14 protein-coding genes are annotated in these 16,654 nt (G+C 59.8%); 2 read left to right on the top strand and 12 right to left on the bottom strand.

Translation table 11 applies throughout. The features are described from left to right. The 8 genes from ACA075_RS14895 to ACA075_RS14860 form a co-directional block, all read right to left on the bottom strand. Window positions 1-1,011, bottom strand: coding sequence for an iron ABC transporter substrate-binding protein (locus tag ACA075_RS14895; RefSeq protein WP_497299134.1), 1,011 nt, complete (start codon window positions 1,009-1,011; stop codon window positions 1-3). Window positions 1,012-1,217: 206 nt separating this feature from the next. Further along, the gene (locus tag ACA075_RS14890; RefSeq protein ID WP_497299133.1) at window positions 1,218-1,778 is read right to left on the bottom strand and encodes a PqiC family protein; all 561 of its coding nucleotides are present in this window, start codon (window positions 1,776-1,778) and stop codon (window positions 1,218-1,220) included. A 16-nt stretch (window positions 1,779-1,794) separates the two neighbouring features. Then, the gene (locus tag ACA075_RS14885; RefSeq protein WP_497299132.1) at window positions 1,795-3,450 is read right to left on the bottom strand and encodes a PqiB family protein; all 1,656 of its coding nucleotides are present in this window, start codon (window positions 3,448-3,450) and stop codon (window positions 1,795-1,797) included. Continuing rightward, complete coding sequence (locus tag ACA075_RS14880; protein ID WP_497299131.1) at window positions 3,431-4,090, bottom strand: paraquat-inducible protein A; 660 nt, start codon at window positions 4,088-4,090, stop codon at window positions 3,431-3,433. The genes ACA075_RS14885 and ACA075_RS14880 overlap by 20 nt, the downstream gene beginning before the upstream one ends. After that, window positions 4,087-4,683: a paraquat-inducible protein A gene (locus ACA075_RS14875; protein ID WP_219097404.1), complete on the bottom strand. Its 597-nt coding sequence runs from the start codon at window positions 4,681-4,683 to the stop codon at window positions 4,087-4,089. Before ACA075_RS14875 ends, ACA075_RS14880 begins: the two co-directional genes overlap by 4 nt. 274 nt (window positions 4,684-4,957) lie before the next feature. Then, window positions 4,958-6,250 carry an NAD(P)/FAD-dependent oxidoreductase gene (locus tag ACA075_RS14870; protein ID WP_497299130.1) on the bottom strand — a complete coding sequence of 431 codons (1,293 nt, stop codon included), beginning with the start codon at window positions 6,248-6,250 and terminating at the stop codon, window positions 4,958-4,960. Further along, window positions 6,247-7,335, bottom strand: a complete 1,089-nt coding sequence (locus ACA075_RS14865) for a polyamine ABC transporter substrate-binding protein (RefSeq protein WP_497299129.1) — start codon at window positions 7,333-7,335, stop codon at window positions 6,247-6,249. The genes ACA075_RS14870 and ACA075_RS14865 overlap by 4 nt, the downstream gene beginning before the upstream one ends. 67 nt (window positions 7,336-7,402) lie before the next feature. After that, window positions 7,403-8,761: a glutamine synthetase family protein gene (locus ACA075_RS14860; protein ID WP_497299128.1), complete on the bottom strand. Its 1,359-nt coding sequence runs from the start codon at window positions 8,759-8,761 to the stop codon at window positions 7,403-7,405. Between the two features lie 161 nt (window positions 8,762-8,922). Here ACA075_RS14860 and ACA075_RS14855 point away from each other — a divergent pair, with 161 nt between their 5' ends. Continuing rightward, the gene (locus ACA075_RS14855; RefSeq protein WP_497299127.1) at window positions 8,923-9,837 is read left to right on the top strand and encodes a helix-turn-helix domain-containing protein; all 915 of its coding nucleotides are present in this window, start codon (window positions 8,923-8,925) and stop codon (window positions 9,835-9,837) included. A gap of 65 nt (window positions 9,838-9,902) precedes the next feature. On the opposite strand, the gene ACA075_RS14850 is transcribed toward ACA075_RS14855, so the two are convergent. After that, window positions 9,903-12,290: a DUF3772 domain-containing protein gene (locus ACA075_RS14850; protein ID WP_497299126.1), complete on the bottom strand. Its 2,388-nt coding sequence runs from the start codon at window positions 12,288-12,290 to the stop codon at window positions 9,903-9,905. A gap of 222 nt (window positions 12,291-12,512) precedes the next feature. Between ACA075_RS14850 and ACA075_RS14845 the strand changes: the two genes are divergently transcribed. Beyond that, on the top strand, window positions 12,513-12,968 hold the full coding sequence (locus ACA075_RS14845) for a hypothetical protein (protein ID WP_497299125.1): 456 nt from the start codon (window positions 12,513-12,515) through the stop codon (window positions 12,966-12,968). Here the strand turns inward: ACA075_RS14845 and ACA075_RS14840 are convergent. Genes ACA075_RS14840 through ACA075_RS14830 form a run of 3 tightly spaced genes read right to left on the bottom strand, consistent with a single transcriptional unit; the run spans window position 12,953 to window position 16,642 of the window. Further along, on the bottom strand, window positions 12,953-13,978 hold the full coding sequence (locus tag ACA075_RS14840; protein ID WP_497299124.1) for a DUF2955 domain-containing protein: 1,026 nt from the start codon (window positions 13,976-13,978) through the stop codon (window positions 12,953-12,955). The two genes, ACA075_RS14845 and ACA075_RS14840, sit on opposite strands and share 16 nt — an antisense overlap. Beyond that, window positions 13,968-15,107, bottom strand: coding sequence for an HlyD family secretion protein (locus ACA075_RS14835; RefSeq protein ID WP_497299123.1), 1,140 nt, complete (start codon window positions 15,105-15,107; stop codon window positions 13,968-13,970). Before ACA075_RS14835 ends, ACA075_RS14840 begins: the two co-directional genes overlap by 11 nt. Further along, window positions 15,104-16,642 carry an efflux transporter outer membrane subunit gene (locus ACA075_RS14830; protein ID WP_497299122.1) on the bottom strand — a complete coding sequence of 513 codons (1,539 nt, stop codon included), beginning with the start codon at window positions 16,640-16,642 and terminating at the stop codon, window positions 15,104-15,106. Before ACA075_RS14830 ends, ACA075_RS14835 begins: the two co-directional genes overlap by 4 nt. Between the last annotated feature and the right edge of the window lie 12 nt (window positions 16,643-16,654).

Genomic DNA, 16,654 nt, shown 5'->3' with positions numbered 1-16,654 from the left:
TTAAAGCAGTCCCGCCTGAGTCATCAGTTCCACGGCTTTTTTACTGTCGAGTTTCGAAGCATCGACCACAGGGGCGTCGAGCTGCTGCAAAGGCACCAGTTTTGGATTGGATTGGGCGTTTTTGCCCACGGCGTATTCAAACGACTTGCCGGTCTTGAGAATCTCCTGACCGTCCTTGCCGGTGATCCATTTCAGCAGCGCCTGGGCTTGTTCCTTGTGTTTGCTGGACGCCAGAACCCCGCCACCCGAAATGCTGACAAACGCACCGGGATCCTTGTGCTTGAAGTAGTGCAGGGCGGTGTTCTTGCTGTTCTCGCCGGTCTTGGCCTGGTCGCCGAAGCTGTAGTAGTGGTAGATCACGCCGCTGTCGATCTGCCCGGCATTGACCGCCTTGAGCACTGAGCTGTTGCCGCGATAGGCTGTGAAATTGTTTTTCATCCCTTTGAGCCATTCGAGCGTGGCCGCTTCACCCTTGAGCTCCAGCACGGCAGCGACGATTGCCTGGAAATCGGCGCCGGCCGGCGAAGCGCCCCAACGACCTTTCCAGGCGGGAGTCGCAAGGTCCATCAGCGATTTTGGCAGGTCGGCTTCGGGCAGTTTGCTCGGGTTATAGACAAACACCGTGGAGCGCGCGGCGATCCCGACCCATTTGCCATGGGCCGGACGATAAGCCGCATCGATTTGCTCCAGAGTGGTCGGCGCAACCGGTGCAAACAGCCCCGCGTTGTCTACCAGCACCATCGCCGGGGAGTTTTCAGTCAGGAACACATCGGCGGGGGAGGCGGCGCCTTCCTGCACGATCTGGTTCCCCATCTCGGTATCGTCGCCGTTGCGCACGGTGACCTTGATGCCGGTTTCCTTGGTGAAGCCCTCGACCCAGGCTTTGGTCAGACTTTCGTGCTGTGCGTTGTAGACCACGATGCCGTCGTCAGCGGCAAACACCTGCCCGGTGCTGAGCAGTGCAGTGGCCAGCAAGGCTGTTTTGAGAAAGGAAGGGATAGGGGAGATCATTGTGTTTGGCAGCTCCTGTCTTTTTAGAGACATGCACGTGAGTTCGATGGCCAATCAATGCGAACCATTTGCATGTTTTTAGTCGCAGGGAATGTAGAGATCAAAATGAGAAAAAAACGTCAAAGAAACCGTTAATACATGTCATTTTCATTCAGATTAGCAGCACCTCGGCCCCTTGCCCGATGGATCTGAATCAAACGATGTCATCACTGGCCCGATGGGCAGCCTTTTGATGTTCCGCCGGCGGCCTGACTGATCGCTGCGGCCAGACGCTTGACGTTGTTCTGATGGGCCACCACCAATTCATCAATGCTGGGGCCTGAAGGGGTCTGCAACGTGCTGCGGCAGGTCACCAGCGTGGTATCGCTCTCGTCGGAGCTACGCAGGCGCCATTTGACGTCGATCAATGCGTATTGACCTGGAACCGAGTCGAAGCGCTGCACATCCAGGCGAACGGACAGTTTGCGCTGAGGATTGTTGTTGAGCAGTTGATCGACCAAGGCGCTGCGCAATTCATCCACCAGGCTCGCGGCCCACCATTCGGTTTCGAGTATCGCGAGGCCGCTGTTGCCCTGGCGGATAACGATCTGCGGACGATCGACCTGGGGCGGCACACTGAGGCTTTCAATCTGGATCTCCGCAACACCGCCTCTGGATTGATTACCCAATTGCGCCGGAATCAGGGTGTGAAACTGAATCGGATCACTGCGGCAAGCGGTGAGCAGTAACAGCGCGGTGACCAAGGTGATCTTTAGCGGAAAAGCCATGGTGTTGCTCCTGTGGTCAGTTGCGCGGTGGCGCCTGCAGATCCATCGGTGCGGCGTTGTTGGGGCGGCCGCGAATCAGCGATTCCGGATGCCGTCCCAGGTAATCCGAGAGCTCACGCAAGGAGCGTGACATGCGTCCGAGTTCTTCCAGGGTCTGGGTCAGTTGTTCGCGCTGCGGTGAGTCTTCGGCGAGCGTCGAACTGGCCGATTGCAGCGTCTTGCTGACGTCGGCCAGGGTGGTTTGCACGCCCGGTAGAGTCTTGGCGTTGAACTGGGCGAGGCCTTTGCGCAGTTCGACGAGGTTGCTGTCCAGATTGCCGGCAATCCGCTCGATTGGCAGTTGGTTGATCTTGTTGACCATGCCTTCGAGTTTTTCCTGCAACTGTTCGAGGCTGCCGGGAATGGTCGGAATACTGACCGGACGGGCGCTCGGATCGAACGCGACTTTCTCGGCCTTGGGGTAGAAATCCAGCGCGATATACAGCTGACCAGTTAACAGATTGCCGCTGCGGGCCTGGGCGCGCAGACCATTCTCGATAAAGGAGCCCATCAGGCGAACGCCTGCGGCTTCATCATTGGGATCATGATTCAGCGCCTTGAGCATTTTGGTGTGAGCCAGACCCAGGCGCTGCGGGTAGATCACGATGCCGACGTTGACCGGAAAACTGCGCTTTTTCGCATCGAAATCCAGATTGATCGACACCACTTTGCCGAATTCCACGCCGAGGAATTCCACCGGGGCATCGATTTTGAGGCCACGCAGAGCCTGGTCGAATCGCAGGCTCAAGTATTGACCCTTGCCACTGGGCGGGGCGAGGGCGGTTTGCTGGTCGGGGAACAGTTCATAGGCATACTCTTCTGTCGCCGGTTTATCGTTGGGGCTGTACTCCGGCGCGCGGAAGGCGATGCCGCCCACCAGCAGCGATGACAACGACTCGGTCTTCACCGCAAACCCATTGGCGCCGACGCTGACATCAATACCGCTGGCATTCCAGAACCGGGTGTTTTCGGTGACATAGGCGTCATTGGGCGAGTGAATGAACAGGTCGATGTTCACGCCTTTGCCGTCAGGGTCCAGCGCATAGCCCACCACTTGGCCGACCGGAATTTTTCGGTAATAGACCGGCGAGCCGATGTCCAGCGACCCGAGGTCCTGAGTGTGCAAGGTAAAGCGCTTGCCCGGCTCGCCATAGGTAATCGGTGGCGGGTTTTCCAGGCCTTTGAAGTTTTTCGCGCGATTGTTGGCCTGGCCGATGTCGGCGCCGATGTAGTCGCCGGAGAGCAGGGTGTCGATGCCCGAGACGCCACCGGCTCCGATACGCGGACGCACCACCCAGAACTGCGAGTCTGCGCGAGTGAAGCTTTCCGCCTGTTTAGCCAGTTTGATCGTGGCGTTGACACTCTTCTGGTCGCTGCTAAGTTCCACGTCCGAGACCTGCCCGATCACCACATTGCGGTATTTGACCTCGGTTTTGTTGGCAGTAAGGCCGCTGCCGGTATTGAACGTGACGGTGATGGTCGGGCCTTCCTGCATCATGCTGTGGACCACCAGGGAAATGCCCACCAGTACCGCGATGATTGGCACGATCCAGACCAGCGAAACGCTGAAACGACGAGTCTTGATTGGGGCCTGGCCAGGGGCTTGCGGCCCGTCAATGGCTTGCGACTTCATCCATGTCCTCCTCGGTGTGTGAGTTTTTATCCTGCCCGTTATCCCAGATCAGACGCGGGTCGAAACTCATCGCTGCCAGCATGGTGAACACCACCACCAGGCCAAAAAACAGAATGCCCGGGCGCGGCTGGATATCGGCCAGGGCTTGAAACTTGACCAGTGAGGCCACCAGGGCCACCACGATCACATCGAGCATGGACCAGTAACCGATGACCTCGACGAATCGGTACAGCTTCGATCGCTCCTTGCGCGCCCACAGGCTGTCGCGATGCACCGTAATCAGCAACAGCATCAGGGCGACGAACTTGATGCCCGGCACCGCGATGCTGGCGATAAAAATGATCAGGGCGATGTCCCAGGCACCGTGCTGCCAGAACTCCAGCACGCCACTCATGATTGTGCTGTCGGCGCCGTTGCCGACCATTTTGGTGTTCATCACCGGCAGCAGATTGGCCGGGACGTAAAACACCAGGGAGGTCAGCAGGTAGGCCCAGGTGCGGGTCAGCGAGTTGCTTTTACGGTGATGCAACGGCGCGCCGCAGCGCTCGCATTCGTCGGGATTGAGGGTCATGTCACAAGCCAGTCCGCAACTGTGGCACAGGCACAGGTTGAGTTCGCTGGCGACCGGAGGCCTTGTCATAAGGTGTCCCACAGATCACGAACATCGCGCCCGGCGATGCGGATCATCATCAGGCTGAGCACGGCCAGGGCAAACAGACCAATGCCGGGCAGCACATCCAGCAACCCGGCGAGTTTGATCACCGCGACCATCGCCCCCAGCAGACAGACTTCGAGCATGCTCCAGGGCCGCAGGGTTTCCAGCCAGCGCATGCAGAACCTGAAACCGGGCGAGCGCCGGGAGGCGAGGGCATAGCTCAGCACCCAGATCAGCAGCAACAGCTGGAAGATTGGCGCGATGATCATTGCGATGGCGGCCACCATGGCGATGAAGGTAATCGGTCCGAGGCTTAAGGCCAGCACCGAGTCCCAGAGGGTTGCGCTGTTTTTCAGGCCTTTGAGGCTGATGCTCATGACCGGGTAGAAATTGGCGAAAATCCACAACATCAACGCTGTCCAGGTCAACGCCAGGCGTTGTTCCACCGTCAGGCCGTTATAGCGCTGGAGCACGCCGCCGCAGCGTGTGCACAGGGTTTTTTGATGTTTGGCGAGCGTGACTTTTTCATACACGCAGTCGCAGTGCTCGCAGATGATCAGTTGGTCAGTCGTAGCCATAGGCCGCACTCGCCAGGACGCAGGAAAGTCAGAGCACCTCCTCAATATAGAAGTGCCTCGCGATTGAGCAAATCGAAAGGACTAATCAGTTCATTGGGATCAAGGACCTGTGGCGAGGGCTTCTGTGGCGAGGGGGCTTGCCCCCGTTGGGTTGCGCAGCAGCCCCACATTTTCGGCAACTGTCAAAATATTTGGGAGGGCTTCGCACTCCAACGGGGGCAAGCCCCCTCGTCACAGAAGCCCAATTACCACAGGTTTTGCATACGGCTGATATTCAGCCAACCAGTTCGCGCAGGCGATACCAGAACATGCCCAGGGCCAGCAACGGCGAGCGCAGCATCGGCCCGCCGGGAAAGGTCATGTGCGGCACAGCGCTGAACACGTCGAACCCTCGACTCTGCCCGGCGTGAATCGCTTCGCCCAACAGCTTCGCGCACCAATGCGTGACGTTCAGTCCATGCCCGGAATACCCCTGGGCGTAGAACACGTTCGGGTGCTGACTCAAGCGCCCGACCTGCGGAAAACGATTGGCCGAGATGCCAATCCGCCCGCCCCATTGATAGTCGATGCGCACATCGCGCAGTTGCGGGAAGACCTTGAGCATCTGCGGACGCATGTACGCCGTGATGTCGGCCGGATCGCGCCCGGAATAATGGCAGGCGCCACCGAACAGCAAGCGTCGGTCCGCCGAGAGCCGGTAGTAATCCAGGCCGACTTTCTGGTCGCACAACGCCAGGTTCTGCGGTATCAATTGCGCGGCAACCTCAGGTGCCAACGGCTCGGTGGCGATGATGTAGCTGCCGGCCGGGAGCACCTTGCCGCTGAGTTTCGGTTCGAGTTCTTCAAGGTGCGCGTTGCAGGCCAGCACCAGACTACCGGCGCGTACCGTGCCACCGGCACAGCGAACCTGCACCGTGCTGCCATGGATCAATTCGATTACCGGGCTCTGCTCGAAGATCTGCACGCCGAGGGCGTGCGCTAGTTTTGCTTCGCCCAGCACCAGATTGAGCGGATGCAAATGGCCCGAGCCCATGTCGACCAGACCACCGGCATAGACCTCTGAATCCACCACTTGCTCACGGATCTGCTCCGCCCCGACCAGACGGGTTTCATGGGTGTAACCTGATTCGGCCAGACTTTCCTGCTCCGTCTTGAACGCCGCGAACTGCGCCTTGGTGTTGGCCAGTTCGCAGAACCCCCAGCGCAGGTCGCACTCAATCCCGTGTTCACGGATGCGATTGCCCACCAGTTCCACCGATTCGATCCCCGCACGCTCCAGATAGCGCACGCCGTCCTCACCGACGTACCGGGTGAAACCGCTGACGTCATGGCCGATGCCGCGGATCAGTTGCCCGCCATTGCGCCCGCTCGCGCCCCAGCCGATCCGCCGGCCCTCCAGCAGAATCACCGAGAGCCCGCGTTGAGCCAGTTCGATCGCCGTGTTGACTCCGGTGAAACCGCCGCCGATCACACAGACATCGGCCACAAGGTCCGAGGCCAGCGTGGGGTAGGGCGTCAGGCCATTGGCGGTGGCCGCGTAATAGGAATGTGCGTGTTCGTTATTCATTTGTTGGACTTCACTTTGCTCCAGGAACGGGTCATCAGTCGCATGATCGCCTGGGGCGGGGTGGTGGAAATGTAGAGTTTGTCGAGGACTGCCTGCGGCGGATAAACCTCAGGGTTGTTCACCAGCTCCGCGTCCATGTATTCCTTGGCGGCGGGGTTCGGGTTGGCGTAGCCGACCGAGGCGCTGACCTTGGCAATCACTTGCGGGTCCAGCAGGTAGTTGATGAAGGCATGGGCTTCTTTCGGGTTGCCGGCATCGGCAGGAATCGCCAACAGGTCAAACCACAAGTTACTGCCTTCCTTCGGAATGGCGTAGGCGATGTTCACGCCGTTCTTGGCTTCCTTGGCCCGGTTGGCGGCCTGGAACACGTCACCCGAATAGCCGAAGGCCACGCAGATGTCGCCGTTGGCCAGGTCCGACACATATTTGGAGGAGTGGAAATAAGTGATGTAAGGCCGGATGCTCAACAGCTTGGCTTCGGCTTTTTTGAAGTCCTCCGGGTTCTCGCTGCGCGGGTCCATGCCCATGTAATTGAGAATCGCCGGGAACACTTCATCGGCCGAGTCCATCATCGACACGCCGCACTGGCTGAGTTTCTTGATGTTTTCCGGTTCGAACAGCACGGCCCAGGAATCGATGTGGTCGATGCCGAGCACTTGCTTGACCTTGTCGACGTTGTAGCCGATGCCGTTGGTGCCCCACAGGTACGGCACGGAATGCTCATTACCCGGGTCGTTTTTCTCCAGCAGCGCCAATAGCTTCGGGTCGAGGTTCTTGAAGTTGGGCAACTGCGCGCGGTCTAGCTTGAGGAACGCGCCGGCCTTCACCTGACGGGCCAGGAAGTGGTTGGACGGCACGACCACGTCATACCCGGTGCGGCCGGCGAGCAATTTGCCCTCCAGGGTTTCGTTGGAATCGAAGACGTCGTAGATCACCTTGATCCCGGAGGTGGCCTGGAAGTCGGCGAGGGTGGTTTCGCCGATGTAATCGGTCCAGTTGTAGACGCTGACGGTGGGCTGAGCCTGGGCAACGGCACTGAACAACACGGCCAGCGCGGCCGGAACCATGGATTTCAATAGACGCATTCGACACCTCTTATTGTTTTGTTTGTGATCGTTCCCACGCAGAGCGTGGGACCGATCATGAAGGGAGTTAAACGCTAAGCATCAAGAACTCACGCTCCCAGGAGCTGATCACCCGCTTGAAGTTCTCGTGTTCGGCCCGCTTGACCGCGACGTAACCGCGCACGAACTTGTCGCCCAAATACCGCCCGATGGTTTCGCACTCTTCCATCTGCGTCAGCGCATCCTCGATGGTGATCGGCAGGCGCAGGTTGCGGCGCTCGTAGGCTCGACCTTGCACCGCAGCACTCGGCTCGATGCGTTCAACCATGCCCAGATAACCGCACAACAAACTCGCCGCGATTGCCAGGTACGGGTTGGCGTCAGCCCCCGGCAAGCGGTTTTCCACGCGCATCGAATCCGGCGTCGAGGTCGGCACTCGCAGGCCGACGGTGCGGTTTTCCTCGCCCCATTCGACGTTGACCGGAGCCGAGGTGTCCGGCAGGAAGCGGCGGAACGAGTTGACGTTGGGCGCGAACATCGGCAGCACTTTGGGGATGTACTTTTGCAGGCCGCCGATGTGGTGCAGGAACAGCTCGCTCATGGTGCCGTCGGCATTGGCGAAGATCGGCTGACCGCTGGCGATGTCGACCACGCTCTGGTGGATGTGCATGGCGCTGCCGGGCTCGTCGCCAATCGGCTTGGCCATGAAGGTCGCGGCGACGTTGTGCTTGAGTGCCGCCTCACGCATGGTGCGCTTGAACACGGTGATCTGGTCCGCCAGGTCCAGCGCATCGCCATGACGGAAGTTGATTTCCATCTGCGCCGGGCCGTCTTCGTGGATCAGTGTGTCGAGGTCCAGGCCTTGCAGTTCGCACCAGTCGTAGACGTCTTCGAACAGCGGGTCGAATTCGTTAGCGGCATCGATGGAAAAGGACTGACGACCGCTTTCCGCACGGCCCGAACGACCCAGCGGCGCCTTGAGCGGCAAGTCCGGGTCTTCACAGCGCTGGGTCAGGTAGAACTCCATTTCCGGCGCAACAATCGGCCGCCAGCCTTTGTCGGTGTACAGTTGCAGGACTTTCTTCAGGACGTTGCGCGGCGACAGTTCGATCGGGTTACCGAACTTGTCGAAGGTGTCGTGGATGACGATGGCGGTCGGCTCGATCGCCCATGGAATCACGTACACCGCGTCGGCGACGGGCTTGCAGACCATGTCGATGTCGGCCGGGTCGAGCAGGTCGTAGTAGATGTCGTCGTCGACAAAGTCCCCGGTTACCGTTTGCAAAAGCACACTTTCCGGCAGGCGCATGCCTCGCTCATGCAGGAACTTGTTGGTGGGTGCAATTTTGCCGCGTGCAATGCCGGTCAAGTCACTGACCACACACTCGACTTCGGTAATCTTGTGATCTTTCAGCCACGTGAGGAGCTGATCGAAAGGGGCATTCATAAAGACCTCGTTATTGGTTTTATTAACGTCGGGGAGGGCGGTTTCATCCACCACACACTTCCCCTGAGACGCGTTGACGACTATCTTGGGCGAGCCTTGCAGTTCCATCTATCCACTTTCAGCAGCACCAAAACGCACCAAACGAGTGCGTAAGGTCATTCATGTCAGCGTCCAGTCCAATACAGGTTCAAGCGTTCAACACCGACGATGTCGCCGCGCAGATCCGCGCCACGCCGGGTTGGGTCCAGCATTACCAGCAGATGTCGCCGGGGCATTTCGCCGGGCGCGTGCGCTATCTGGACCTGCAAGGCGTGGAGATTTACGAAGAGCAGATGAACACCCGGGTCGAACAGAATTTCAGTGCGCCCAAGGGTTCGCTGGCGTTCTGTTTCGACCGCAGCGACAACGCGCTTTACGTGTTGAATGGTGAAAGCCGCAACATCTGGATCACCCCGGAGAACTACCAGGAAATCGCCGTGGTGTTCGGTCCGGAATTCGTCCAGCGCCACGGTTTGAATGTCGCGCGGCTGGAAGGATTATTCATGTCGCCGCTGAACTCGGGGCAGAACGCATTGTTCAGCCGCTGGTTGAGCGGCACCTTGACCCGGCTCGCCGAAACGCTCGACCCACCCAGCAAAGAAGCGCTGACCCAGCAACTGCTCGAAGACTGCCTGCACATCCTCGACAACGCCTGTGTGTGCCTCGATCGCGGCGGCCTGCAGCGCCGCACCGAAGAACGCGCGGTGATGAAACGCATTGGTGAATGGGCCGCCGATTCACCGGAAGAAACCCTCAACCTGCTGGAGCTTTCCCAAGTGGCCGGGGTTTCACTGCGTCAGTTGCAGCACGCGTTCAAGGCCTTCACGGGGATGACGCCGACCCATTGGCTGCGCCTGCGCCGCCTCAACAGTGCACACCGCGAATTGCTCGCGCGAACGCCGAATGACACGACCGTTGCCGAAGTGGCGATGAATTGGTCGTTCTGGCATTTGGGGCGGTTTTCCAGCAGTTACCGGGCGTTGTTCAAGGAACTGCCGAGTGAAACACTCAAGCGCCATCACCCGTGCAGGACGTGATTCGCGAATTCCACCTCGCCGACTTGGCGCTGCATCCTTCCTGAAAGGCCGGCTTCTCTCGTTGTTCAAACCGTGGGTGCAGGTTTGGCCAGTTCAATACCCGCCGCACCCAACCGTTTGAGGATTTCAAACAGCAGATCGCTTTTGGTCGTGCCGACGATTCTCGGGCTGCTGACGTAGCCCGTGACCGTCAGCGTGATGCCTTCGGGGGACAGTTTGCTGAACCGGACGAAGGTAGCCGGTTTGTCGAGGATGGTTTCGTTCTCGCGGTACGTGTCGTACAGCAGGTTTTGAACTTGCTCCGGGTCGATGTCCAGCGGGAACATCAGCTCCAGTGTCGCCACCCCTTGTGCGCTGCCGCCGAGGGTCACGTTGCGCAGGTTTTGCGATATCAGTTGCGAGTTAGGCACGATGACGATCGAGCGGTCACTGAGTTGTATTTCAGTGGCCCTGACGTTGATGCGGCGGATGTCGCCTTCGACGCCGCTGATGCTGATCAGGTCGCCGACCTTGACCGGCCGTTCGGTCAGGAGAATCAGGCCGGAGACGAAATTCTTGACGATTTCCTGCAAACCGAAACCGATCCCCACCGACAGGGCGCTGACAATCCACGCCAGGTTGGTCCACTGGATGCCCAGGGATGACAGCGTCAGCAGAATCACCAGGGCGTAACCGATGTTGGCGAACAGTGTGCTGAGCGAGGCACACATGCCGGGGTCCATGTCGGTTTTGGGCAGGAACTCGTTATCCAGCCATCGGCGCAGTGAGCGAATCAGGTAGATGCCGATGAACAGGGCCAGCAGCGCATTCAGCAAATGGCCCGGGATGATATTGAGTTTGCGCAGACCATCGCCGCCGAGGATCGCGAACGTCTGGGTGAACAATTGCCCCAGCGTCGTGCCGACGCCACCGACAAACAGTGAAATCACCGCCAGCAGCAATAACCCGGCGCGACTGACACCGGACAGAATGATCGACACTTGCTCAAGGCGTACATCACCGATCCCGAGCAATTGTTTGAGCGCCTTGCCGCTGGGGCTCTTGGATGAAAACAGGTACTCACAGCTGTCTTTGAACAATTGCATCAGCAAGTAGAAGCCCGACAGGATGATAAAACCCCAGACCAGTTGGTACGTGATGAACCGTGCCAGGGAGATGTAGCCGATCAGCAGCGCAAGCAGCGATACAATCGTCGCAATACCGGCCAACGAATAAATCAGGCCTGCGAGGGTAGTACTCGATTCGGGTGCTTCCCCGGTGGCCGCGACGGCTCTGCGGACTTTGCTGGCACGGCGGAACAACGTGCCGATAATCAGCGTGACCACCAGCGCGACCAAACCGCGACCAAAGAGAATGGCGGGCGGGCTCATGCCCGTGACGTTGGTGATTTGTGCCAGCCCCACCAGAATCAGCAGCGTGACGGCCAGTATTCTGGGGAAGGGCTGGATCGCCAGCGCCACCGGATCGGCGATCGCCGGCAGTCGCCAGGAAGGATGTCGTGTCGACAGCAGCGCACGGCTCAAACCGGTAATCAGGATGCAAACGTAGATGACTTTTTCGAATTCATCGGCAAAGTTCTGAATCAACGGCGACAACGGTAATTGCCGGGTGAGCGCATAAAACAACAGTTGCATCGCAAAAGCAGTGGTCAGCACCGTGGCCACGACTGAGGCCAGTGCGAGCGAGCTTCGACGCAAACGTCCTTCCGGCATTCGATGAATACACACCCAGGTCAGCCCGCGCTCGGCGATTCTTCGTCCCCAGGACCAAATCCCCAGGGCCAGTACGATCAATGCGGCGGCGAACAGGCGCTCGCCGGGTTGCCAGGCGGCTTTGATTGCGCTGGAAGCCTGTTGGATGAAATCGCTCAGCCGTTGGCGGTCCTCCTTCAGCGGATTAAACAACGGCGCCCAGAACCCCGGTCCCAGAATACTGCCGCTGCGCAGCGTGACTTCGGTTTCCAGCAGGCTGCGGCGAATGCCGGCAATTTGAATGATGAGGCCGGCTGCATTGTTTCTAAGCGCTGTCAGGGTTTTCAGGCTGGAATCGACTTTGGTCTTTTGCTCGGAGAGATAGGCTCTTTGCGTCGAGATATCCGATTTCTCTGACGCCACATCGTCGAGTGATACCGGGCCCAACACATCAAGTTGGGCTTGCAGTTGCTTTTGTTCGGGCAGCAGGGATGACTGCAGGCTGTCCACATCGTTGATAAACGACTGAACGGAATCTTGCAAGCCGACCATCTGGGTGAGGTTATTGGCCAGCGAAATCTGTTGTTTGATTCGGTCAAGCCGGATTTGCAGGTCTTGCAGATCACTCTGGGAGATGGCAAACGATGAAGTTCCCGACGCAATACCTGGAGCCGGCGGTATGTCGGCGGCCGACAGCGCTCCGCCACTGGTTGCAAGTAGCGTGAGCACGACGAACATCATTGACTTCAATGCATTACGCATAGGCGTGCTCGACTCTGTGGTGGGTCGCTCAACCTATGAGGTTAGGCCATCACGCCAAAACGATCGAAAAGAATCATGCTCACCGTCTGGATCAGGCAGTACCGCGCTGGGAGAGCATGCCAGGTGATCTACACTTCTTGTTGCCGAATCAAGCCCGGAAGCAGTTATCAGCGGTCTACCACCCGTGTTCTTGCCGAGTGACGGGCTGCGTTGGAGGTCATTATGAGCAAGGTGTCATCCATCGGCCTGAGCATCGTATTGGCGGTTGCGTGTACCCAGGGTTGGGCTGCAACGGTTGTTCCGATGAAAGGGCAGAGTTCGCAACAGACCCAGTTGGACATCAATGAATGCAATAGCATCGCCGCCAGTCAGACCGCGTCGACCGCACAGCCTGCATCCGGAGGGCGATTGCGCGGTGCTGCCGTGGGGGCCGCCGCGGGCTCGGCCGGGGCAGAAGTGCGCGGGCGTCAGCATGACGAGTTTTATGATCGCGTCGACGACGACACGAAGCAGGACTATCGACAGAACCGCGCCAAAGAGACGGCCGCCGCCGGCGCTGTGGTGGGCGGTTCGCGTCAGCGTCAAGAGCGCCGGGCGCAGCAGAAAACCAGCGCCGCGAACACCTCGACGGCGTACACCAGTTGCCTGCAAGGCAAGGGTTATCAGGTTAATCCCTGAGCTTTTTGCGGCCGCTGCTCAAGCAGATAAACCATCAGGCAGGCATAGAGCGTGACGGCGAGGAACAAGCCCATGCGTACCGCAAACGCCGTGTACACGTCCTTGCCCGCGAGGCTGTCCTGAACCGACTGGCCCAACAGGATAATCAGCGTGATCAGGGTGTTGAGCCAGAACCCCGGGCTGAACCGGGTCGGGCTCAGGGCGTAGAGTTTGCGCGCCAGTACCAGACCGAACAGCAGCATCCACAAATAGAACATCCACAGGTGCACAAACAGGCTGAGGGCGCTCCAGAACAGGATTGCCAGCAGGCCTGCGAGCAAGGTCGAACCGACGAGTTCGCGACCGGCGGTGTGGGCATTGGTCGTGGAGCTTTGCTGACCCAGGCTGACGGCTTTGAGGATGATCGGCAGGTAACCGGCCGGGTCGATCAATGCCAGCAGGAACGTCGGCAACACGATCAGGGTTGCACGAAGCGCCACCCGACTGACTTCTTCAGCGGGCAAGGTGGGGGCGGGGGGCGGCGAGGGGGCATTCGGTGGATCCGGGAATAACCCATGACTGATCGCCACGACCGCAACGGCGAGCAGCAAGCCCTTGACCAGGGCACCGATGACCATCGCCGCCAGATCGAATTCGGCAACGCCGGCCGAGGAAATCATCGTCAGGCCAATCACCAGAAAGGTCACGATCAGCGCGTTGCCTCCGCGCAGACCGAAACGGAACACCAGGAACAGACTCAAGCCGACCAGTAGTAAGCCGCTGACGGGGTAATAACGCAGGATCGGGATCAACAACAGGCCGAGGCCCGTGGTCAACATTGCGGCCAACGCGAGCACCACCGCTGCCTTGAACGGCAACGGGCGGTTGATCGAAGCCAGCAGGATCAGGCAAAGCACCGGCGCCAGAAAGGGAATTGGCAACCCGAGACCGAAGCTCGCGGCGAGACACAATGCCGTGCCAGTGGCCAAGCGTAATGCGCGCTGTTCCCGGGGCGTGCGTTTAGTAGGCATAGCTCAGCCAGCTCATGAAACCCACAAACAGCCGACCCAACGGGTTCAACGGGTTACCTTGAGTCGGGAAGGCCATGACTTCGGCCTGCCCGCCAGCACGGATGGCGCGGCTGTCACGCAAGGCTTTTCGGGCGTCTTCGGAGAACTCGATAATCACCGGAAAACGCTGGGCCGGTCGCAGCCAGTCACGGCTGTTCTGCACACTGGGTAAGGTGCCAGGCGCGGGCGTCTGTCCGACACTGACTCCATAACCGACACTGCGCACGCGTCCGTCGAACACTTCGCCCGGGAACGCATCCAGGACGATCGCCACGGGTGTATCGACTTTCACCAGACCGAGGTTGTTTTCAGTCATGTCCGCGCTGATCCATACATCGTGGATGGCAATCAGGGTCATGACCGGGCCACCGGCCGCAGCGAACTGCCCGGCGTCGGTGCGCAGGTCGGTAATCAGCCCCGCCGAACGGGCGCGAATCTGCGTGTTGGACAGATCCAGCTCGGCTTTCGACAGCGCCGTCGCGGCGCTACGCAGCAGGGCGTTGTCTTCCTCGCTGCCGCCTTCTTGCTCGCGGGCGCGTTGCACTTCGGCGCGGGCGGCCGCAACCTGGCTGACCGCCTGTTCACGATTGGCGCGAGACACTTCGAGCAGTCGCACGGAAATGGTTCCGGGGTCTTCGCGGTACAAACCTTCCAAGCGTTGATTGTCCTGTTTCGCCTTGAGTTCGTTGGCTTGGGCAGCGCGCAAGTTGGCTTGCGCAGAAGCGATGCCGGCGGTGCTGGCGCCGATCTGCCGACGTGTCGATTCAAGGTCTGCGCGTGCCCGGTCGAGGGCAATCTGGTAGGGCTGCGGGTCGACCTCGAACAGCACGTCTCCCGCCTGGACGTCCTGATTGTTGCGCACGTTGACGCGGATCACCCGGCCGGCGACTTCCGAGGCGACCGGAATGACAAAGGCACCCACGCGGGCTTGTTGCGTATAGGGCGTAAAACGGTCGGCCGTCAGGTACCACGACAGGCTCAGGAGGATCAGGAGCAGCACCCATTTGATGCCTTTTTTCGCCGGGTCGGCGGCAGGCTCAGGAGGCTTGGGGGAGGGCGCCTCGGGGACAGGCTGCGCGGCTTCACTCATGGCTGTTTACCTTGTGGGGCAGGGAGGGCGGCGGGTTCGCTCAGCAGGTCGCCCCAGTCGGTGCGTTTTTCCATCTGCTGACGGGTGGCTTCATCGACTTTGGGCTGGGCGCTGTACCAACCGCCACCGAGGGATTTGTACAGGGCAATCAGATTGCTCACGGCGTTGCTGCGGGCGACCAGGTAGTTATCCTGTTGTTCGAGTAGTGCGCGCTGGGCATCGAGCACGCGCTGAAAGTCCGAGTAACCTTCGCGGTACTGCGCGCTGGCCAGCACCAGCGAGCGTTTGGCCGCCACTTCGGCCTCGCTCAGGATGCGTTCGCGCTCCAGCGATTTGATCAAGCCAGTGGCGGCATCGTCAGCCTCGCGCGCGGCCTGGCGGACTTTGTCCCGGTACGTCTCGATCAGTTGCTGCAACCGCGCATCCTGGACGCGCACGTTGTTGCTGATCTGGCCATGGTCGAACACGTTCCAGCGCAGGCTGGGACCGCCGATCAGGTCCAGGCTTCTGGACGTACCGTTGAGCGTGTCGGCCGACCAGACGATGCTGCCGAGCAAGGTCAGCGACGGATAGAAATCACTCTCGGCCACGCCAATCAATGCCGACTGGGCGGCGACGTTCAGCTCGGCAGCGCGCACATCGGGCCGACGCAGCAGCAGATTGGCCGGGACATCCTGCAGTACGGCGAGATCAATCAGTGGGATCAAGCCTTCGTTATTCACCAGTATCGGCAACGTGCCGGGCGGTTGCCCGATCAGCACGGCCAAGGCATTACGCGTTCGTTGCAGTTGGTCTTCGAGGGTGGGGATGGTGCTCAGGGTGCCGAGGTATTGGGTTTTGGCCTGTTGCAGGTCGAGTTCCGCTTGCTGGCCGCTGTTGAACAGTTTTTCAGTGATCTCGAAATTACGCTTTTGCTGTTTGGCGTTCTCCCGGGCAACGCGTAACCGTGCCTCGGTGGTGCGCAACGAAAAGTAGGTGTCCGCGACCTGAGCGCGCAGCAATACCAGCACGTCTTCATAGTTGGCCTGGGCGGCAAAATAGCTGGCGTCGGACGATTCGATGGCTCGGCTGAAACGCCCCCAGAAGTCGAGCTCCCAGCCAATGTCGAACCCGGCGCTGTATTGCCAGAAATGGCTGTCCTGGGGATTGGTGCCACCCGATTGCCGGCGATTGAAGTACAAACTGTCGGCGCTGGCCTGCTGCAGTTGCGGGTACAGACCGCTTTGCGCAATGCCCAGCTGGGCACGAGCTTCCATCACGCGCAGGCCGGCGATTTTCAGGCTGGAATTATGAGCATCCGACTCGGCGATCAGCTGATTGAGTAGCGGATCGTTGAAGACCTGCCACCACTGGCGGATATCGGGATTCGTTCCGCGCTGACTGGCGTGTTCAAGGGCCGCGGTGTTCCAATGCTCGACCCACGCTTCTCCCGGCGGCTGGAAGTCCGGCCCCAGCCGCACGCAGCCACTCAGGCCAAGTGCGGCGAGCAAGAGGAGGTGGCCTGGCAGGCTTTGCAAGGAACGGCCTCGAGGCATCGCGTATCGTCC

Source organism: Pseudomonas sp. LBUM1663 (genome assembly GCF_059695905.1).
This window is presented reverse-complemented; position numbering and strand designations above follow the sequence as displayed.